Here is a 21,107-nt window from a genome sequence, read left to right as displayed (position 1 = left end):
TTGTTTTACCTTACATATTTATGTCATTTGGAGTCTTAATGGACAAGGTATATATATCACAACTGCACGTAGACACCATCATTGGTGTATATGATTTTGAAAAAGAAAGTAAACAAAGCTTATATTTTGATATTGAAATGCTTTGTGATATCTCAGCCGCTGCAGCAACCGATGATATAAACCTTGCACTTGATTATGCGAAAGTGAGTGAGCGTGTTATTGAACATACAACGGCGAAGCCTGTTGAGTTGCTTGAAACCTTAGTTGAGCAATTGGCTGCACTTATTCTTACTGAATTTGCTACCAACCAAGTAACTATTCGTGTCAGTAAACCAGCCGCTGTGCCACAAGCGCAAACGGTGGGCGTTGAGATAACCCGCCGTAAGGTAAGCTAATAATGGCGCAAATTTTTATTAGTCTAGGTTCTAATGTCAATAAAGAGCATTATCTTCACCAAGCGCTTATAGCCTTGAAATCTTACTTCCCCGATTTTGTACACTCATCAGTTTATGAGAGTGAAGCGGTTGGTTTTGCTGGAAATAATTTTTATAACTCAGTGGTTGCGGCCAAGACGGATATACCTCTTGAGAAGTTGTGCAAATTATTGAAACAAATTGAGCTTGATAATGGTCGTACTCGTGCAGATAAAAAGTTTAGCCCGCGTACACTCGATTTAGACTTACTTTTTTATGATGATGTTATATGTGATTATCCCGCACAATTACCGCGAGATGAAATTACAAAAAATGCTTTTGTGCTTCAGCCTTTAGCAGAAATAGCTCCCGATTTTTTTCACCCCGTAGCGAAGCTAACCCTTGCTCAGCTATGGGATAATTATGATAACCCGCAACAAAAACTATGGAAGGTGGAGTTTACTAACCCATGAGTATTATTGAGATAATTGTTTTAGCTTTAATTCAAGGACTGACTGAGTTTTTACCTATTTCTAGCTCAGCGCATTTAATTCTTCCGTCGCAGATTCTCGGGTGGCAAGACCAAGGTTTAGCATTTGATGTGGCTGTTCACGTTGGAACCTTAGGTGCAGTTGTTCTGTACTTTAGAAAAGAAGTGGTCGATATTCTTGGCGCTTGGTTTAAATCGTTTGGCTCACAAGGTGCAACCGATGATAGTAAGCTAGGTTGGTGGATCATAGTAGGCACGATACCTGCGGCTATTCTTGGGCTTATTTTTAAAGATTTAATAGAGCTTTACCTACGTAGTGCATGGGTGATCGCGGTAACGACTATTTTGTTTGGCTTATTACTTTGGTATGCCGATGCAAAAGGTAAGCAAACCAAAACGATTTACCAACTGAACTGGAAATCCGCACTTATGATTGGCATGGCACAGGCGATGGCTATGATCCCAGGCACATCACGGTCAGGTATTACTATGACCGCAGGTTTAATGCTGGGTATGAATAAGCAAAGTGCCGCACGCTTTTCATTTTTATTGGCTATTCCTGTTATTTTAATGATGGGACTATATTACACAATAGAGTTGGCTCTTGGCGATCATATCGTAGAGTGGAATACCTTGATGCTTGGCGCTGGCTTATCTTTTATATCTGCATATGCCTGTATTTTCTTTTTCTTAAAAGTGATTGAGCGTATGGGGATGATGCCATTTGTTATCTATCGCTTACTACTTGGTGTCGGTTTGTTTGCATTTTTAATGCTGTAAGTAGAGATTTAGCTTGATTAGAAAAGCACCTCAAATTGAGGTGTTTTTTTATGTTGGTTATTTGGCAAAAGTCTATTGCCGTGTAGTAATGGTAAGTAAAGCTTATATTTGGCATTATAACGGCTTATTTTATCTATCATTCATTTTGCTCAGGACAGTAGATGCATATTCATATTCTTGGAATTTGTGGCACCTTTATGGGTGGTATCGCCGCAATCGCTAAATCGTTAGGTCATACAGTGACAGGCTCTGATCAAAATGTGTACCCGCCGATGAGCACACAATTAGAAGAGCTGGGTATCACACTAACTCAAGGTTATGACGTTGCACAACTTGAGCCAGCCCCTGATATGGTGGTGATTGGTAATGCGATGAGTCGTGGCAATCCCTGTGTTGAATATGTGCTTGATAAGGGCCTACCTTATACCTCGGGCCCAGAATGGTTAAAACATAATTTACTACAAAACTCGTGGGTTTTAGCTGTTGCGGGTACGCATGGCAAAACAACCACAGCGAGTATGCTGGCATGGTTATTAGAGTATGCCGGTATGAAACCAGGGTTCTTAATTGGTGGCATTGTGCAAAATTTTGGTGTGTCTGCACGTGTTGGCGAAACCCCGTTTTTTGTAATTGAAGCCGACGAATACGATACCGCCTTTTTTGATAAACGCAGTAAGTTTGTACATTACTTACCACGCACTTTAATCCTAAATAATCTTGAATTTGATCATGCGGATATTTTTGAAGATTTAAACGCCATAAAGAAACAATTTCACCACCTGATGCGTACACTACCTGGTAGTGGCAAAGTCATTTGGCCAAGCCAAGATGAAGCACTACAAGATGTGATTGAACGAGGCCTTTGGAGCGAGAGCGAAACACTGTCGGGAGACTGGGATTACCGCTTGCTTAAAGCTGATGGCAGTGAATTTGAAGTATTATTAGCAGGGGAAGTGCAGGGCGTTGTATCGTGGCAAGCGATGGGCGAGCACAATGTCAAAAATGCCATTATGGCTATTGCAGCCGCTCGTCATGTCGGGATTGCTGTGTCAGTGAGCATTGCTGGTTTAGCAGAGTTTATTTCTCCTAAGCGCCGCATGGAGCTAAAAGCCGATGTGAATGGCATTAAAGTGTATGACGATTTTGCACATCACCCAACGGCAATTAAAACAACTCTTGCAGGTTTACGTGCAAAAGTGGGCGATGAGAAGATTATTGCCATTTTAGAGCCGCGCTCAAACACCATGAAAATGGGTGTGCATCAACAAACCTTGATTGATTCCCTAAAAGCTGCCGATGATGTGTATTTATTTGAACCTGAAAACTTAAGCTGGTCATTAAAAGAATACGCAGATAAAGCAGGTATGCATTGTATGCCAAGCACTGAGGAAATCATTGCAGCAGTTGCTGAAGGAAGTGCGCCGTCACAACATATTTTAATAATGAGTAATGGTGGCTTTGAAGGTATTCATCAGCGTTTAATCAGCACACTTGAACAAAACTAACCAGTATACGGAGCATAACTGTATGCAATTTAAAGATAAAATAACCTTAGCTTTTAGCGGTGCCTCAGGTGCCCCTTATGGCTTACGGTTACTAGAGGTATTACTTGAGCAGCAGTTTCAGGTGTATGTACTGATCTCAAGTGCGGCAAGAGTGGTGCTTGATACCGAATCGAATATAAAACTGTCGGGCAACGAAGATAAAGCAACTGAACAGCTCAGTACGCTCTTTAATGCCGCGCCAGAGCAACTAAAAGTATTTGGTAAAGATAACTGGTTTAGTCCTGTTGCATCTGGCTCAGCCGCGCCGAAGAAAATGGTGGTTTGCCCATGTAGTGCGGGCTCAGTGTCTGCCATTGCTGTTGGGGCATCAGATAACTTACTTGAGCGCGCTGCTGACGTGGTTATAAAAGAACGTGGGCAGCTGATTTTAGTCCCGCGTGAGACCCCTTTTAGCGAAATTCATCTTGAAAACATGCTGAAACTAGCAAAGCTTGGCGTAACCATTATGCCTGCGGCACCCGGGTTTTATCACCAGCCTGAGCAGATTTCAGATCTGGTTGATTTTATGGTGGCGCGAATTTTAGATCATTTAAACATTGAACATACTTTGACGAAACGTTGGGGTTATGGAGAGGGCAAACAGTGAGCGAAAAAACGATCGCATTAAATATTGAAGGCCTAAAAAAGGTTTATAAAAATGGTGTTGAAGCTGTAAAAGGCATTGATTTACAAGTTCAGCAAGGCGATTTCTTTGCTTTGCTTGGCCCAAATGGGGCTGGTAAATCAACCACCATTGGTGTTATCTCATCGTTAGTGAACAAAAGCGCTGGTCGCGTAGAGGTATTTGGTCACGACATTGATACTCACCTTGAAGCCGCTAAATCTGAACTCGGTTTAGTGCCGCAAGAATTTAATTTCAGTCAGTTTGAAACGCTTAACCAAATTTTGGTTAACCAAGCGGGTTATTATGGTGTACCAAGAAAGCTGGCGCATGAACGCGCAGAAAAGTATTTAAAGCAGCTCGGTTTATTTGAGAAAAAAGATAAGCAAGCGCGCACTCTTTCAGGTGGTATGAAACGCCGTTTAATGATTGCTCGTGCACTGATGCATGAACCTAAATTACTTATTTTAGATGAGCCAACTGCGGGTGTGGATATTGAGCTACGCCGCTCAATGTGGGACTTTCTTCGTGAGATAAATAAACAAGGTGTCACCATCATCTTGACTACTCACTACCTCGAAGAAGCTGAGCTGTTATGTAAAAACATCGCAATTATCGACAGCGGCGTGATTGTTGAAAACACCACTATTAAAGCGTTACTTGCCAAGCTTGATAAAGAAACCTTTGTACTTGATTTAAAGCAGCCTGTGCAGCCAATTAGCATTGAAGGCTACAACTACACACAGACTGATGATCATACTTTAGAAGTTGAAGTGGCAAAGTCTCAGGGCTTAAATCAGGTATTTAGTGCGCTAACCGAGCAAGGTAACACAGTGCTTAGTATGCGAAATAAAGCAAACCGTTTAGAAGAGCTGTTTGTTGGATTATTAGAACAGGGGCGAGGCGAATAATGTTTAAATATGGTGTAGCGCTAAAAAGTATTTGGATCAAAGAGTGTATTCGCTTTTTACGTATTTGGGTGCAAACATTAGTACCGCCAGCAATCACGATGAGCCTGTATTTTGTGATTTTTGGTAATCTGATCGGTTCTCGTATCGGTGATATGGGCGGCTTTACTTATATGGAGTTTATTGTACCGGGCCTGATTATGATGTCGGTGATCACCAACTCTTACTCGAATGTGGCCTCAAGCTTTTATTCGACTAAATTTCAAAAAAGTATTGAAGAGCTCTTAGTAGCGCCAGTGCCCAATTACATCATTGTACTTGGCTACATGGGCGGTGGTATGACGCGCGGTATGTTAGTTGGTTTGATTGTTACCTGTGTCTCTTTGTTGTTTGTAGATATTCAAATTCACAATATTTTTGTGATCATGGCAACGGTTATTTTAACGTCGGCAGTGTTTGCGTTAGGCGGACTTATCAACGCAATTTATGCTAATAGCTTTGATGATATTAGTATTATCCCGACCTTTATTTTAACACCGCTGACTTATCTTGGTGGGGTGTTTTACTCTATCACTTTATTGCCAGAATTTTGGCAAGGCGTATCGCAAGTAAACCCAATTATTTATATGGTAAATGCATTTAGATATGGGTTCTTAGGTGTGTCAGATGTCGACTTATCGGTGGCATTTGGTGTACTTGGTTTATTTATTGTGGGTTTATTTACGTTAGCATTAACCCTTATTAAACGTGGTGTGGGGCTTAGACACTAATGACGGATGCAAATTCGAGAAGTATTGTATCGAATCAACCTAGCTTACATGAAAAGCTAGATGAAATTGTTTTAAAACACCTAAGTGCTGAATTTAAAAAGCCGATTGCAGAGCATACGCAAGCGGCTTTTGATCAGGTAAATGAAAAGGTGCAGGCGTTTGCTGGGCCACTCATTCTTGATTCATGCTGTGGTGTGGGTGAAAGTACCGCTAACTTAGCAAAGCATCACCCAGATGCGTTAGTGATTGGCATTGATAAATCATCTCATCGTTTAGATAAGCATGATATAGAGTACAAGCAAACCGATGCAGGCCAGTACATTTTAGTGCAAGCTGATTTAAACGACTTTTGGCGTTTAGCGGTGGCTGCTAACTGGCAGCCCACGCACCATTACTTGCTGTATCCAAACCCTTGGCCAAAAGCCAAACACCTACAAAGGCGCTGGCACGGTGCTGCTATATTCCCATTTATTATTAAATTAGGTGGGCGTTTAGAGCTTAGAAGCAACTGGGATATTTACGTAAAGGAATTTGCTCGCTCGCTTGAGCTTGCAGGGCATAAGTGCGATGTTGAGTTGTATGAAAGCGATACCGCTATTACACCATTTGAGCGTAAATATTGGGCTAGTGGCCAACAGAGTCATCGCTTAGTTATAAACCTATAACACGCACTGTGGCCTTGGTATTATGACTGAGGCACATAAGGCGTGGGTGGCGCGAAGTGGTTTCCTTGCATTAGTGTAATACCTGCTTTAGAAAGTGCTTCAGCCACTTGCTCGCTCTCGACTTGTTCGGCAACGACATCAAGGTTAAGTTGTTTGGCGTACTTCACTAAATGTTCAATAAACATATAGCTGTCATCATTGGTGTGTGCTTGGCTAACTAAGCCACGGTCTAGCTTTAGGCCATCAACTTCAAGCTTTAAGATATTTGAGAGGTTTGAATATCCTGCACCAAATTCGTTAATCATAACCTGCGCACCTTTATTTTTAAGTAAGCTAATAAATGCCTTTACTTCACTAAAGTAGGCAATTGCTTCTGTTTCATGAAACTCAAAAATAATATTGTTGGGTTGTGGGTAGCGTCTTAACTGCTGTTCTAAAAACTCACTTAAGCTGGGATCCAGAATATCTTGCGCTGTAATATTAATGCTCCAGCTAATTGAAGTTTTTCGAAATTGCTCAATACAGCGAGTAAACATGGTACGTGTTAGTAATCCGTCCATTCGAGAGCGTTTCAAAACAGTTAGAAAGTAATCTGGTGTATAGATGCGCCCTTGTGCTGATGCCATTCTTGCTAAGCTTTCGTAATGAGTCACCTGTTGTGTTTGCGTATCATAAATGGGTTGGAAATAGGGGACGATACGATTGTTATCAAACGCTTCTTTTACTTTTTTAGCCAGCTTTACATTGTACCTAAACTGTTCTTCTACTTGTTTAAAGACATTCTCGTAACGAATAATACGTTGATTGTTTAATTTTGCTTGTTGAAGAGCAATATGTGCGTTTTCAATCAGCATTAGCTTATTACCTGAGGCAATGCCTGCATGCAAACTAACATAAATAAACGGCTCGTTAAGTACAGGGATTGATTGATTAAAGGCGTTAATAGTGTCATCAAAATCTTGCTCTGCACCGCGTGTATGTAACAGCGCTATTTTATTGGTAGCAAGACGAAATACCAGCGCTTCGTTGGGTAGGCGAGATTGAAAATAGCTCAATAAACTGGCCATTACCTTGTCGCTTACTTCTGTACCATAAAAGCTACTAATATCCTCGACTTCATTAATCGTAACAACTGCAAGCTCCATACGGTGTTTGGTGCTTTTTTTAATGTAATATTCCAGCGCTACGTGATTAGCAAAGCCTGTACGGGCATCCGTAGAAAGAGAACGCTTAAGTTGTAAAAAATAAAGCCCTGCAATTAAGGCTGCAATAAAAAAGAAGAAGCACCCAGTGATAGTCGCGCGTGTTACGCTTTGTTGTAACTGTTGGTTTAGATCAGTAATTGTAATGTCGGCGCCAGTAAGATAAGTATGGCCATTTTCATCGATGAAAGTAACAAAAATACTTTTAAAGTGCCCCCATTGATCTTTTGAAACTTCGAATACAGGCTCTGTAGAAAAAAAAGCGTCTTTATTTATCTTGGTTGCTTCGGTGTAGGGATCCATAAACTGCGTGATGCGGCCGCCGTTTTGATCTTTTTGGGTATAACTCGATGCGCTAAAAAAAACGGTATCGTCACGTAGTACCATAGAATAAACATACGCTAAGTCCATTTGCTTGGCGTATTCTGAGAGCGCTCTCATTTTTTGCTTATAAACAGCCGAAGAAATCGGTATGCCGGCGTTGACTTGATTGTGATAATCCTTGCCTAAAATATGGTTAACACTTACAGCCGCATTGAGGAGCTTTGAATCAATACCAGCCATTATTTCACTACGAGCGGTTTCATAGGTGTAGTAGATGTAACCAAATAAGCTGATAAAAAAAGTGGCAAATCCATAAAGCAGCCAACCGGTCTTTTGCATTCCTTTGGACATAATTATTCCTTTATCAGTGGTGTAATGATTATACTTAAAAAACAACTGGCTGATAGTAGAAAATTAGCGCAAATTTCATTGATACATCATTTTTTTGTCATCGAATCTGTGGCTTTTTAGCTTTAAACGAGACATTTTTGTGATATTCCAGTAAAGTTAGCCAATTTCGTAGCAACAGTGCCGCTAAAACTCAGACCTTAATGTTCCTGCATTGGGTTCATTTTAGCTGCTTATAATGGGTATTAAGATGGATCAAAAGCGTTGTGCCGTCGCCTCTAAAGAAAGTTTGATTCGTATTTTTACGGTGCCTGAAGCACCGGACTCAACGTTGAGTAGAATAGAATCAGAGATTTCAAGCAATCTTGCAGGATTCTTAAATGAGAATATTGCGGCAATTGAAAAGCCATTGCATGAGATAGAAAAAGATTTTCAGTCGGCAAATATCCCAGAAGAGCCCACTTTTGTCTCTGACTACGCGCAAGACATTATGGAGCAGTTAGTTGCACACTCAGTTCACACAGCTGCACCAAGCTTTATTGGTCACATGACATCCGCTTTGCCACATTTTGTGTTACCGCTATCAAAATTGATGGTGGGTCTAAACCAAAACCTAGTAAAGATAGAAACGTCAAAAGCATTTACGCCACTAGAACGACAAGTTTTAGGGATGATGCACCATTTAGCGTATGGTGAAGAGGATGCGTTTTATAATAAGTGGATGCATAGCGCAAAAACATCTCTAGGGGCGTTTTGTTCTGGGGGAACCGTTGCCAATATTACCGCCTTATGGATTGCCCGTAACCGTTTATTAAAAGCCGATGGCGACTATAAAGGCATTGCAGCACAAGGTTTAATTGCTGGCATGCTGCACTATGGCTATAAAGGGCTTGCTGTACTCGTTTCAGAGCGAGGCCACTATTCGCTTGGTAAAACGGTTGATTTACTTGGCATTGGGCGCGATAACATTGTTGCTATTAAAACAGGTGAAAACAACAAGGTTGATGTTCAAGCCATGCGTGAAAAAGCCCATGAACTTGAAGCATCTGGCATTAAAGTTATGGCGCTAGTTGGGGTTGCTGGAACGACTGAAACCGGCAGTATAGACCCACTTAACGAAATGGCCGATTTAAGCGAAGAGCTTGGCTGTCATTTTCACGTTGATGCGGCATGGGGCGGGGCAACTTTATTATCTAAAAATTACCGTCATTTATTAAGTGGCATCGAACGCGCTGATTCAATCACCATTGATGCCCATAAGCAAATGTATGTGCCAATGGGCGCAGGCCTTGTGTTATTTAAAGACCCTGCTGCCACAGATGCAATAGAGCACCATGCGGAATATATTCTTCGTAAAGGCTCTAAAGATTTAGGCAGTCATACTTTAGAGGGCAGTCGCCCAGGTATGGCAATGTTAGTGCATGCTTGCTTACGTGTTATTGGCCGTAAAGGCTACGAAATGTTGATTGACCGTAGTATTGTCAAAGCTCGTACTTTCGCCGACATGATTAAGCAGGATGAAGACTTTGAATTAATCTCAGAGCCTGAGCTTTGCCTATTAACCTATCGCTACGTACCAAAAGAAATCCAAGCTAAGCTTAAAGATGCTGACGAAGAAACTAAATTAGATATTTACGCTTCGTTGAATCGTTTTACCGCAAGTATGCAAAAACGTCAGCGTGAAGCAGGACGCTCTTTTGTATCGCGTACACGTTTAACACCTGCAAAATATGACCATCAACCAACGGTTGTGTTTAGGGTTGTATTAGCTAATCCATTAACCTCTAAAACAATTCTCAAAGATATTTTAGCGGAGCAAAAAGCCCTAGCGAAAACCGATCCTGTTTTTAAAAAGTACTTAAGTAAATATATGGATTAGTGAGTGAATTAGAAAAGGGAGCATCAAGCTCCCTTTTTACTCATTACGAAAGCAACTTGCTTTAATCATTTTGCTGATGATTTCTTGTGAAGGTTTGATTTTTTCCATCGCTAAAAACTCATCGGGCTGGTGGGCTTGATTTATTGAGCCTGGCCCCATGACAATTGTTTCACAGCCAAGCTGTTGAATAAACGGTGCTTCAGTGCAGTAATTTACTGCAACGGCAGGTTGACCTGATACTTGTTCGGCAAGTTTAACAAGCGCAGTATCTGTACTGCCACTAAATGCTGGAATAGGCTCGTGTAAGTCAATAACACTCACCGCATTAGGGTAGTGGGCATTAATTTCTTCAGCAGCAGTTAGCAAAATCGCTTGCAGTTCTTGCACACTTAAACCAGGTAAAGGTCGCATATCTATGTGCATTTCACAGCAGCCGCAAATACGGTTTGCATTATCGCCACCATGAATATGGCCAAGGTTTAAAGTCGGGTACGGGATTTGAAAATGTTCAATTGAATATTTATTCTTTAATTCTTCTTTAATGATTAACAATTTTGCAATCATTTTATGCATTACTTCAATGGCGTTTAAACCACGTTCTGGATCTGAGCTATGACCTGAGCGACCAATCACACGAATCGCAGTGCTCATGTGGCCTTTGTGAGTGAACACAGGGGTCATATCTGTTGGCTCACCTATAATACAGCGTGCCGGTTTTAAATTAGGATGGCGACAAATTTGTTGCGCACCTGCCATCGTGGTTTCTTCATCAGCAGTGGCTAGGATCAATAGTGGCTCTGTTTGCTTCGTTGCATCAAGCTCGCTAATTGCCTGCAATACAAAGGCAAAAAAGCCTTTCATATCAATACTGCCTAAGCCATAAAGTTTGTTGTCATGCTCACTGAGTTGAAAGGGGTTATAGTTCCAGCGGCTATCATCAAAAGGCACCGTGTCGGTATGACCCGCAAGCATTAAACCGCCATCTCCCTCACCACGCTTCGCTAATAAGTTATAGCGGCCTTTACCGTTTTCGAGCTCTGTTATTTCACATGTAAAACCAAGGCTTTCGCACCAAGTAGCGAGCAAGGTGATCACCTCTTTATTGCTCATGCACAGAGAGTCTTCAATCGAACTGATTGAGGGGGCAGCAATTAGCTGCTGATACATAGATAAAAAAGAGGGAAATGACATAAAAAAATCCAAAAATAATTATTCAATCTAATTGCATAACAATATAAAAGTATTTATGATGAATATCAATTCACTTTTTAAGCATAAATATATTTTAAAGCGGCACTATGAACACAAAACGACGATAACCTGATTTCATTACTTTAGACAGTGTTTTTATTCGCAATTAGGCGAGTAATTTTAGGCGTATCGATAAATAGATTTAATAGGTAAAAGTAAGCAATGAAAGTAGTGATTATTGGCGCAAGTGGTTATAGCGGCGCAGAGCTAGCAAGTTTAGTTGCAAAGCATCCAAAACTGACTCTACAAGCGTGTTATGTGTCTGAAGGAAGCTTAGATAAAAATAAATTATTAAGCGATTTATACCCCGAGCACTTAGGCTTGTTAGCGTACCCGCTGCAACCGCTAACAGCTGAGGCTTTTCAGGAAATAAATAACACTGCTGATTATGTGTGTCTATGTACTGATCACAAAGTGAGTGTTGATCTTGCGCCACAATTTTTAGCCATGGGCAAAAAAGTTTTCGATTTATCGGGCGGCTTCCGTTTAGCTGGGAATGAGGATTACCTAACTTATTATGGTTTCGCGCATGAACATCCTGAGCTTTTAGAGCAAGCGGCTTATGGTTTAGCTGAATGGAATAGCGATGCGATTAGTAAAGCAAACCTTGTTGCCGTAGCAGGTTGTTACCCAACAGCTGCACTTAATTCTTTAAAGCCACTTAAAGAAGCGGGTTTATTAGCTGAGCAAACCATCATTGTTAATGCTGTCTCTGGCGTAACCGGTGCGGGTAGAAAGGCCAGTGTGAATACGCATTTTTGTGAAGTGTCACTTGCCCCTTATGGCTTATTTAACCACAGACACACGCCTGAAATTGAGCAGCACCTTGGTCACCCTGTGTTATTTACCCCGCATTTAGGTAATTTCCCTCGCGGAATTTTAGAAACTATTTATGTGCAATTAAAGCCTGGTGTGACAGCAGAGCAAGTGAGTGCGGCATATCAAGTGCTAGCGAATGAGCCCTTAATTCGTTTACTCGGAAATAAAATTCCAAGCATCAAAGGCGTGGCTAAACAACCATTTGTTGATATTGCATGGCAACAAAAAGGTGAGCAACTGATTGTTATGTCGGCCATTGATAACTTATTAAAAGGGGCCGCAGGGCAAGCATTGCAATGTATTAATTTAGCGATGGGACTTCCTCATCATACCGGATTAGTAGGAGCGTTATGATGAAAACATGGGTAATTAAAATAGGCGGTGCAGTATTAAATACAGCCGATGCCGCAAAAGCTTTATTTGACGTTCTTGTATCACAGCAACAGGCCAACTTTGTGATTGTTCATGGTGGTGGTGCATTAGTTGATGCATGGCTTAAAGACGCTGGGTTTGCTAGTGCGAAGCACCAAGGTTTACGTATCAGTCCAAAAGAACAAATGCCTTATATTGTTGGGGCACTGGCAGGCTGTGCGAATAAACAGCTAATGAGCCAAGCAATTGTTTCAGGGCACAAGCCTGTGGGGATGAGTCTCTATGAAGCGGGCGTTGTGGTTAAGCAAAAATTAAAAGCACTTGGGCAAGTTGGACAATGCGCTGATAGCACCGACAGTATTTTACCAAGTTTAATTGCGCAAGGCCGCTTACCCTTAGTGAGCTCTATTGGCTTTGGTGAAGATGGACTTTGGTACAACGTTAATGCCGATGAAGCAGCAGCAGCGATTGCAAAAGAACTTGATGCTGAACTTATTTTTATGACTGATGTAGAAGCGGTGCTTGATGCAAACAAACAACCCCTACATCAACTTAATACGCAGCAAATAGATGCATTAATTCTTGAAGGAGTTATTCAGGGCGGGATGGAGGTCAAAGTTAAGACCAGCCTTCTTGCTGCCCAACATTTACGACGTGGTGTGTATATCTCAAGCTGGCTAAAACCAGAAAACTTAGTCGCTTTATTACAAGGCGAGCACGTAGGAACGAAAATTACACCATAGGTATTACATGTTAACTAACTTTTTATCTGGTCTTGAGTTAGACCAAAAAGGCGCGCTTAAATTACTCGATTTAGCGCAAAAAATTAAAGCAAACCCAGTCGATTTTAGCCAAGCTTTAGCGGGTAAATCAGTGGTTACCTTATTCGAAAAACCAAGCTTACGTACCCGTTTATCATTTGATATTGGTATTAATAAATTGGGTGGTCATGCTGTTTATTTAGATTCACAAAATGGCGCAATGGGTGCGCGTGAGTCAGTAAAAGATTTTGCTTTAAATATTTCAACTTGGGCTGATGGCATTGTTGCTCGCGTATTTGCACATAAAACATTAACCACCCTTGCTGAGTTTTCGTCAGTCCCTGTGGTGAATAGTCTGTGCGATTTATACCACCCATGCCAAGCACTCGCTGACTTTTTAACGCTGCAAGAAGTGCATGGTGATGTCAGCAAACTAAAGCTTGCATACTTAGGTGAAGGTAACAATGTCACACACTCTCTAATGTTATTAGCTGCTACTTTAGGGACTGATTTTGTCGCTGTGTGCCCGAAAGGCAGTTCGCCAGATTCGCAAATTCTTAAGCAAGCAGAGCAAATTGCAGCGATGAATGGAGCGTCTGTCATGGTTAGCGACAGAATTGAAGCGGCAGTGGGTGCAAATGCAGTCTATGCTGATACGTGGGTATCGATGGGCGATAAAACACCGCTTGAGCAGGTGAAAGCTAAATATATGCCGTATCAGTTAAATCAAGCACTACTTGAGCAAACTGGTGCACAAACTGTGTTGCATTGCCAGCCGGCTCATCGTGAGTTTGAAATTACCTCTGAGGTAATGGATGGCCCAGCATCAAAAATTATTCAACAAGCAGAGAACCGTATGCACGCGCAAAACGCACTGCTTGTCACATTATTAAATCCAAATTTTGTTTAAGGAACACCAATGAGTTCAATCAAAAAAGTCGTATTAGCCTATTCTGGTGGTCTAGATACATCGGCAATCGTGCCATGGTTAAAAGAAAACTACGGCTGTGAAGTTATCGCATTCGTTGCTGATGTAGGTCAAGGCGCTGAAGAGCTTGAAGGCGTAGAAGAAAAAGCAATCGCTTCAGGCGCATCTGAATGTTATGTGGTTGACTTAAAAGACGAAATGGTCAGTGACTATATTTATCCAACCTTAAAAACGGGTTCTATTTACGAAGGCACTTATTTACTCGGTACGTCTATGGCGCGCCCAATCATTGCAAAAGCCCAAGTAGAGATTGCCCGTAAAGTAGGTGCTGATGCACTTTCGCATGGTTGTACTGGTAAAGGTAACGATCAGGTGCGTTTTGAGTCATGTTTCGCAGCCCTTGCACCAGATCTAAAAGTAATCGCACCGTGGCGTGAGTGGGATTTATCAAGCCGTGAATCACTACTTGATTACTTGGCTGAGCGTAATATTCCGTGTTCAGCGTCTGCTACAAAAATTTATAGCCGTGATGCTAATGCGTGGCACATTTCACACGAAGGTGGTGAGCTTGAAGATCCATGGTGCCAACCAAGTGAGCAAGTGTGGACCTGGACTAACTCGCCAGAGCAAGCACCAAACGAACCTGAATACGTGACATTAAATGTTGTTGAAGGTGAAGTGGTTGCGGTAAATGGTGAGACGCTTAAACCTTATGACTGTTTAGTTAAATTAAATGACATTGCTGCGCCACACGGTGTGGGTCGTGTTGATATCGTCGAAAATCGTTTAGTTGGCATGAAATCGCGTGGTTGTTACGAAACACCAGGGGGCACAGTGATCATGGCCGCATTACAAGCGGTTGATGAACTCGTGCTCGATAAATCAAGCCGTAAATGGAAAGAAGTACTGGGTGGTGAGTTTTCACACCTTGTCTATGACGGCCGTTGGTTTACACCATTGAAAGATTCGATTCTAGCAGGGGCTGAATCTCTGTCTAAACTCGCAACTGGTGAAGTGGTGCTTAAGCTTTATAAAGGTCAAGTCACTGCGGTACAGAAAAAATCACCGAATAGCTTATACAGTGAAGATTTCGCAACCTTCGGCGAAGATGATGTATATGACCAATCACATGCAGAAGGCTTCATTCGTTTATTCTCGCTATCTAGCAGAATCTCAGCACTAACGAAAAAGTAATTTAATTATTGCCCTGCAAAGCGGGGCAATCGCCGAGTTTGGAGGCAGTTCAATGGCATTATGGGGCGGACGTTTTTCTACGGGGCCAGATGAAGCGTTTAAGCAATTTAACGATTCTCTTCCTTTTGATTATCAACTTGCAGAGCAAGACATTATTGGTTCGGTTGCTTGGGCGGGAGCGCTTAAGCAGGTTAATGTGTTAAATCAGCAAGAGTATGATGACCTCGTTGCAGCACTGAATAAGCTGTTAGATGAAGTAAAAGCAAATCCACAAGCAGTGGCTGGAGCAGGGCATGAAGACATTCATTCTTATGTTGAGTCAGCACTGATTGATAAAGTGGGCGACCTTGCTAAAAAGCTTCATACGGGTCGTAGTCGTAATGACCAAGTAGCGACAGATTTCCGTTTATGGTGTCGTGATACTGCCGAGCATATTCTTGAAGCAATTGCAGAGCTCAAAGGTGAGTTTATTGCCCTAGCTGAGCGTGAACTTGGTACTATTTTACCGGGTTACACACACTTACAGCGTGCACAACCCGTGTTATTTAGTCATTGGTGTATGGCCTATGTTGAAATGCTTGAGCGTGATGAAAGCCGTTTAACCGATGCCAAAAATCGTATGAATTATTGCCCACTCGGTAGCGGTGCTTTAGCTGGAACGGCGTACCCAATAGATAGGCAAACTCTTGCCGAAGGGTTAGGTTTTACCGCAGCAACACGTAACAGTTTAGATGCTGTATCTGACCGTGACTTTGTGGTTGAGCTATTAAGCTGCGCGTCAATTTCAATGATTCATTTGTCGCGTATGGCCGAAGATCTGATTTTTTATAACTCAGGCGAAGCAGGCTTTATAGAGCTGTCTGATGGGGTAACATCAGGCTCATCATTAATGCCGCAAAAGAAAAATCCAGATGCACTTGAGTTAATCCGTGGTAAAACGGGGCGTGTATTTGGTGCATTTAGCGCCATGATGATGACACTTAAAGCACTGCCGCTTGCTTACAATAAAGATATGCAAGAGGACAAAGAAGGCTTATTTGATGCGATGCCAACGTGGCTTGCGTGTATTCATATGGCGCAAGCGTGCATCAAAGGTATTAAAGTTAATGCAGATAAAACCCTTGCTGCTGCAAAAGGCGGTCACTCAAATGCGACTGAGCTTGCTGACTATTTAGTGGCTAAAGGTATCCCCTTTAGAGAAGGGCACCATATTGTTGGTACCTTAGTGCAAATGGCTATTTCTAAAGGGAATAACTTAGAAGATTTAAGTTTAGAACAATTTAAATCTGTGCATAGCATTTTCGAGTCAGATGTCTATCCTGTATTAGAAATAGACGCATGTATAAAAGCACGTCAGGCATTAGGTGGCACCTCTGTTGAGCAAGTCTCTAGTGCAATTAAATATGCAAAAAAAAACGGCAAATAAAAGTACGTGATGCAAATTTAAATGACGTTGAGAGCATTGCTCAGCTAATTCAATACTGGGCAATGAATGGTGAGAACTTACCTCGCGCTAAAAGTGACATGATTCATTCAATCAATGAATTTGCAGTCACGGAGGTTGCAGACAAGGTTGCAGGCTGCGCCTCATTGTATATTTACGATACAGGACTTGCAGAGATCCGATCTTTAGGGATTGATCCAAAGATGAGTATCAAAGGCCAAGGCAGGCAATTAGTTGAGCACTTATTAGTTAAAGCCAAAAAGTTGGCGCTTAGCCGTGTCATTGTATTAACGCGCGTGCCAGATTTTTTTAAAAAACAAGGCTTCAGCTGTTGCAGTAAAGATAGCTTACCGGAAAAAGTCATGAAAGATTGTGAGCTTTGCCTTCGCAAAGACAATTGCGATGAAGTCGCAATGGAATTTATTTTAAGGCCTCGTGAGAATGCGGTGATCCCGTGTAAAAACGTAGCTTAATTTCCCTGGATAGTAAAAACGTACGGTTACCCCTGTGCGTTTTTTTATGCCTGAAATTTGCTGAGTTGATCAAAAAGATCTGTTTAAGCGAAAAGTTGGATCGTTAGTTGCTTAGTTTGATATGTAGCAAAAATGCTGCAAAAATGTACAGAAAGCGTCAATAAAACGAGAGCGCTGAGTACGTTTGTGATTCGTCACACGTTAACTACAATTTAAACTTAAAGGATTTAAATCATGCAAATTTCAAATAATAGCCAATTACAGATGCAAGCTTACAGCCAAATGCAACAAACAAAGCCTGCACTAGAACAAACTACTAGTAATAAAACCTTACAATCTGATACAGTAACTTTATCTAGTCAAGCACTGTCACTATCGGGTGATGCAGAGCTTCAGCGCGGTGGTGGTGCTATGTTCCCACCAAGTAAGAAAGAGCAATAGGTACTGAATGTTTTTTACTGAGCAACTTGGTTTTTTCTCCCTTTCAGCTATGAGTGCTTGGGGATTTTTAATGGCATTTTTTTTTAATATTTTTGTCTACGCAGTAAATGAAAATAAACGAAAAACCACTTTGCTCTTAAGTTCATTTATAATGATGGTCTCCTATATCGCTGGAGATTATTTTTTTAGCTGGCTCTCCTATACTGCAGTAACCTTTCTTGAGTGGGCATTGTACGATATAGCCACTTTAGTCTTCTTAATTCTTGCATTCCTTGTAGTAAAACGTACAACTCCTTCCTTTAGCTATTTAGTTTTTGGTTTAATCATTAATACTATTCTGTTTTTGTCTGTTTATTTAGATGTTCAAGTGTATAAAAATACAACACACTGGATCTTGTGGGATATCTATTCGCTAGGTGTTAATGTCGTAGACTTCACCATGATAGTGGCATTAATTGTCGACCGAGACATCCTTGGACTGAATAAGTTGAAAAAGTTAATTCGCCATTCTTTTAAAAATAAAAAATTAGCTTGAAAATAGCAGATGTATATAAATGCCTACCTAGGTGGTTTAATTGGTACGTTTATAGAGTGGGGCTTTTTAATGGCTTTTCTCTTCAACCTTGCTATGAGTATCAATAAGAATGATCGTCGTCCTTTAATTTTAGCTTTTATTATGATGCTCTCATACTTTTTGAGTGGTGTTTTAGAGTTATCTTCTTTTCATTATTTGAACTGGTTATACTATGATTTGGTAACGATTATTATTATTGTTGCCTGGTTGAAGCTGAAACAGCATCCTATTTTTTATGCGGCAATTTATATTTTAATAGGTTTACTTCTGAACTCATTTCTCATGCTCTCAATCTACATTGATATTTTTGTATACGATAATACAACCCCATGGCTATTGTGGACAATATACTCTCTTGGCGTAAATAGTATCGATATAATGATGATCTTAGCTTTATTATTGAACAAAGATTTCTTAAAGCTTGGAGCACTTGTTAGTCATATTAAAGCCAAAGCCTGCTAGAGGTTTATTGTATGCTTGAATATCTCCAAGAATACTTAGGTGTGTATCTCGCCACTTTTATCATGTGGGGCTTTTTGATGGCCTTTTTGTACAACATGGTAAAAAAGTCTTCATCGGTAGGGGGTGGAGATAAAACGGTGATGTGGATAGCATTGGCAATGTTTTTATCTTATATGGTTAGTGATCCACTCCTTAACGCTACTTTAGGCTACAACATCCTCAATACGACACTTGCATATTTAATTTGGGCTGCGTCAGACTTAATTATGTTGTCTTTCATTTGGTTTGTTACCTGTAAAAAAAGCTTAAATGAGGTTCCTGCAAAATTATATATTTTTATAGGACTCTCGGTGAATATTTTATTGTTTCTGGCAATGTACTACGACACCAACTACGCCCACTTTACTGGTCATTGGTGGTTTTGGGATGTGTACACCGTGACAGTTAATACGATGGATATAATGATGATAATTGCGCTTTTATGTAACAAAGACTTTCTGGGGTTTGTTAAGTTGTATAGATGGGGTCGGGGTCAAGCAAAGCTAACTTGACCCGTGATAGTGATTTAAAAACGAAATTCCCAGCTTGTTCTTAAGCCAGTATTTGTGTCAGAGTCATTGCCTATTTCATCCCTTGATACAAGTCCGGTTACTTTCCAAAGACCACTAAATAAAGATTGTTGATAACCAAGTTCTAATTGTAACTGCGTCATATCTGCACGTGTTTCTTCAACTTCCGCTTCACTGTCAATCCAACGTAGCTTTGCATGACCTCCATAACCATCTAGAGTATGGTAATAAGCACCTAACACAGCCGATTTACTTTGCTTAGGCACAGAGCTGCCAATAAGTCTTTGTTTTTGTGTGTAGCTACCCGAGCCGTATACACAATCAGCTGTAAGGCTACATTGTTGCTCTGTATTTGAGTATTCAAAATAGGTTTTCAGTAAACTGTCATTTGAACCAAAGTAGCTTTCAATACCCACAGTATAAAAAGGATCACTTGGTGCAAGGCCACTTTCATTACGCCCCATTACATCAGCATAAAATGCAACAGGTTGCTGTGCTATGGATGTTGAGTATTTAACATCAATACTTGTTAGGCGATGGGTTGATGTTTGGCTTTCGAGTGTAACTGAATCGATATATTCATCGGTAAGATAATCAGAACTTGCCGTATTTACTGCAATTTCAAGCCCTTTTAATGGTGTACTTGCAAACCTTAAAGCCCAATAATCGCCTTCTTCACTGCTATTTAAAAATGGTTTTTGTTTAGCGTAAATACCTGTTAATTGCCAATTACCAATAAATGATAACCAACTAGGGCCAATATATTGACTGTTTGCACGTGAAAAGCGCAGGCCTTTCATCGGAGCAGCGTTATTCGATAGTAACAAGGCGTTGTCGTTACTCGGGCCCCACCAATGACTTACTTGCTCTGCACTGATTGACCAGTTACCCATTAACACGGCTAGATAACTGCCATGATAATTTGTGTATTTTCCATCGAGTGACTCGTCAGCATAGTTCACGCTTACTTTGGCACTTACTCGCTTACCGGTTATTGAACCATAGCTGTTAATACCACTTTTTTGCTGATCGCGTGTCGTAAAGCCTTGTTGTGTCTCGGGTTCACTATTGTAATTAAAGCGCACCCCAGAACTGTTTTTTCGTTTGGCATTATTAAGAGCGTGTTTAACGTGCTGATACGCGAAAAAACTACGTTCCTGTAAATTGTTAGGGTCGATAGCTGCTAAATCACCTGCAATACCTTGCCACATAAGCGGGTAACTATTGATAGGTTGTTTTATAATTCCTTGGTTAAATAGCATCTCTATAGAAGCCCTTAACAAAGGGTCATCACTTTCTATCCATGGCTCAGCAAAGCTTGGTGCAGAGATCATTAGTAAAGCACTTAAGCTAATGAACTTTTTTAGTTTCATCCGTGTATTTTTTCCTGTAATGCGGTGGCGACAATAGGGTTAACAAATTCGCTCACATCACCATGATGACGGGCAACTTCTTTAACGAGCGTCGAGGAGATAAACGAGTTTTTTTCAGCGGGTGTTAAAAACACACTTTCTAAATCAGGGTTTAGGCGTCGGTTCATATTTGCTAGCTGAAACTCATAGTCGAAGTCAGATACAGCACGAATACCACGAATGAGTACTTCAGCCTTATGCTCACGGGCAAGGTCAGCTAATAAACCAGAAAAGCCGATCACGCTTACATTTTTAAGGTGGGCTAAAATTGTATTTGCTAACTCTACGCGTTCTTCTAGTGTAAAACAGGGTTGTTTACTTGGGTTATGAGCAATAGCCACAATGACTTTGTCGAACATTTTAGCTGCTCGATGGATGAGGTCTGTGTGCCCATTCGTTAGCGGGTCAAAGGTACCTGGGTAGATTGCAGTAACGTTCATATCTATCAGCTAGTTAAAAATT

Annotated in this window: 21 protein-coding genes and 1 pseudogene; 18 read left to right on the top strand and 4 right to left on the bottom strand. The window is 41.0% G+C overall.

The genetic code is table 11. From position 1 onward, the window contains the following. Positions 1-38: 38 nt before the first annotated feature. The 8 genes from folB (at position 39) to trmB (ending at position 6,192) form a co-directional block, all read left to right on the top strand. Entirely contained in the window at positions 39-395 is a 357-nt protein-coding gene (gene folB, locus LY624_RS13885; protein WP_062568732.1) for a dihydroneopterin aldolase, read from the top strand. A gap of 2 nt (positions 396-397) precedes the next feature. Continuing rightward, a complete protein-coding gene (folK, locus tag LY624_RS13880) occupies positions 398-886 on the top strand; it encodes a 2-amino-4-hydroxy-6-hydroxymethyldihydropteridine diphosphokinase (RefSeq protein ID WP_341803237.1) in 489 nt (162 codons plus the stop codon). Continuing rightward, on the top strand, positions 883-1,683 hold the full coding sequence (locus LY624_RS13875; protein ID WP_062568734.1) for an undecaprenyl-diphosphate phosphatase: 801 nt from the start codon (positions 883-885) through the stop codon (positions 1,681-1,683). The genes folK and LY624_RS13875 overlap by 4 nt, the downstream gene beginning before the upstream one ends. A 161-nt stretch (positions 1,684-1,844) precedes the next feature. Then, positions 1,845-3,188, top strand: coding sequence for a UDP-N-acetylmuramate:L-alanyl-gamma-D-glutamyl-meso-diaminopimelate ligase (gene mpl, locus LY624_RS13870; RefSeq protein WP_341803235.1), 1,344 nt, complete (start codon positions 1,845-1,847; stop codon positions 3,186-3,188). Positions 3,189-3,210: 22 nt separating this feature from the next. After that, on the top strand, positions 3,211-3,834 hold the full coding sequence (locus tag LY624_RS13865; RefSeq protein ID WP_062568736.1) for a flavin prenyltransferase UbiX: 624 nt from the start codon (positions 3,211-3,213) through the stop codon (positions 3,832-3,834). Further along, on the top strand, positions 3,831-4,760 hold the full coding sequence (locus tag LY624_RS13860) for an ABC transporter ATP-binding protein (protein WP_130149492.1): 930 nt from the start codon (positions 3,831-3,833) through the stop codon (positions 4,758-4,760). The genes LY624_RS13865 and LY624_RS13860 overlap by 4 nt, the downstream gene beginning before the upstream one ends. Continuing rightward, entirely contained in the window at positions 4,760-5,527 is a 768-nt protein-coding gene (locus tag LY624_RS13855) for an ABC transporter permease (protein WP_054551083.1), read from the top strand. The genes LY624_RS13860 and LY624_RS13855 overlap by 1 nt, the downstream gene beginning before the upstream one ends. Continuing rightward, complete coding sequence (gene trmB, locus LY624_RS13850) at positions 5,527-6,192, top strand: tRNA (guanine(46)-N(7))-methyltransferase TrmB (protein ID WP_237119941.1); 666 nt, start codon at positions 5,527-5,529, stop codon at positions 6,190-6,192. The genes LY624_RS13855 and trmB overlap by 1 nt, the downstream gene beginning before the upstream one ends. Positions 6,193-6,212: 20 nt before the next feature. On the opposite strand, the gene LY624_RS13845 is transcribed toward trmB, so the two are convergent. After that, a complete protein-coding gene (locus tag LY624_RS13845) occupies positions 6,213-8,069 on the bottom strand; it encodes an EAL domain-containing protein (protein ID WP_237119940.1) in 1,857 nt (618 codons plus the stop codon). A 247-nt stretch (positions 8,070-8,316) separates the two neighbouring features. On the opposite strand from LY624_RS13845, the gene panP reads away from it, so the two are divergent. Beyond that, positions 8,317-9,945 (top strand): pyridoxal-dependent aspartate 1-decarboxylase PanP, encoded by a 1,629-nt coding sequence (gene panP, locus LY624_RS13840; protein ID WP_130149495.1) that lies wholly within the window; start codon positions 8,317-8,319, stop codon positions 9,943-9,945. A 36-nt stretch (positions 9,946-9,981) separates the two neighbouring features. Here the strand turns inward: panP and argE are convergent, their stop codons facing one another. Then, positions 9,982-11,136 (bottom strand): acetylornithine deacetylase, encoded by a 1,155-nt coding sequence (gene argE / locus LY624_RS13835; RefSeq protein WP_341803234.1) that lies wholly within the window; start codon positions 11,134-11,136, stop codon positions 9,982-9,984. Positions 11,137-11,358: 222 nt separating this feature from the next. On the opposite strand from argE, the gene argC reads away from it, so the two are divergent. The 9 genes and pseudogenes from argC to LY624_RS13790 all read left to right on the top strand — a co-directional run bounded on the left by argC (position 11,359) and on the right by LY624_RS13790 (position 19,215). Then, positions 11,359-12,369, top strand: coding sequence for an N-acetyl-gamma-glutamyl-phosphate reductase (gene argC / locus LY624_RS13830; RefSeq protein WP_130149497.1), 1,011 nt, complete (start codon positions 11,359-11,361; stop codon positions 12,367-12,369). Further along, entirely contained in the window at positions 12,369-13,130 is a 762-nt protein-coding gene (argB, locus tag LY624_RS13825) for an acetylglutamate kinase (RefSeq protein ID WP_237120079.1), read from the top strand. The genes argC and argB overlap by 1 nt, the downstream gene beginning before the upstream one ends. Before the next feature lie 7 nt (positions 13,131-13,137). Further along, complete coding sequence (locus LY624_RS13820) at positions 13,138-14,058, top strand: ornithine carbamoyltransferase (RefSeq protein WP_130149498.1); 921 nt, start codon at positions 13,138-13,140, stop codon at positions 14,056-14,058. Positions 14,059-14,067: 9 nt separating this feature from the next. Further along, complete coding sequence (locus tag LY624_RS13815) at positions 14,068-15,270, top strand: argininosuccinate synthase (RefSeq protein ID WP_062568744.1); 1,203 nt, start codon at positions 14,068-14,070, stop codon at positions 15,268-15,270. Between the two features lie 52 nt (positions 15,271-15,322). Next, a pseudogene (gene argH, locus LY624_RS13810) lies at positions 15,323-17,187 on the top strand (argininosuccinate lyase). A 234-nt stretch (positions 17,188-17,421) separates the two neighbouring features. Next, on the top strand, positions 17,422-17,628 hold the full coding sequence (locus LY624_RS13805; RefSeq protein ID WP_062568746.1) for a hypothetical protein: 207 nt from the start codon (positions 17,422-17,424) through the stop codon (positions 17,626-17,628). Between the two features lie 7 nt (positions 17,629-17,635). After that, positions 17,636-18,163, top strand: coding sequence for a hypothetical protein (locus tag LY624_RS13800; protein ID WP_341803233.1), 528 nt, complete (start codon positions 17,636-17,638; stop codon positions 18,161-18,163). Positions 18,164-18,172: 9 nt separating this feature from the next. Further along, positions 18,173-18,664: a hypothetical protein gene (locus tag LY624_RS13795; protein WP_341803232.1), complete on the top strand. Its 492-nt coding sequence runs from the start codon at positions 18,173-18,175 to the stop codon at positions 18,662-18,664. Between the two features lie 11 nt (positions 18,665-18,675). After that, positions 18,676-19,215, top strand: coding sequence for a hypothetical protein (locus LY624_RS13790; protein ID WP_341803231.1), 540 nt, complete (start codon positions 18,676-18,678; stop codon positions 19,213-19,215). A 14-nt stretch (positions 19,216-19,229) separates the two neighbouring features. On the opposite strand, the gene LY624_RS13785 is transcribed toward LY624_RS13790, so the two are convergent. Together LY624_RS13785 and coaD are read right to left on the bottom strand one after the other, a co-directional pair. Continuing rightward, positions 19,230-20,606: a capsule assembly Wzi family protein gene (locus LY624_RS13785; RefSeq protein WP_341803230.1), complete on the bottom strand. Its 1,377-nt coding sequence runs from the start codon at positions 20,604-20,606 to the stop codon at positions 19,230-19,232. Next, entirely contained in the window at positions 20,603-21,085 is a 483-nt protein-coding gene (coaD, locus tag LY624_RS13780; RefSeq protein WP_062568751.1) for a pantetheine-phosphate adenylyltransferase, read from the bottom strand. Before coaD ends, LY624_RS13785 begins: the two co-directional genes overlap by 4 nt. Positions 21,086-21,107: the final 22 nt, after the last annotated feature.

The organism is Pseudoalteromonas sp. N1230-9, assembly GCF_032716425.1.
Lineage (GTDB): Bacteria > Pseudomonadota > Gammaproteobacteria > Enterobacterales > Alteromonadaceae > Pseudoalteromonas.
This window is presented reverse-complemented; position numbering and strand designations above follow the sequence as displayed.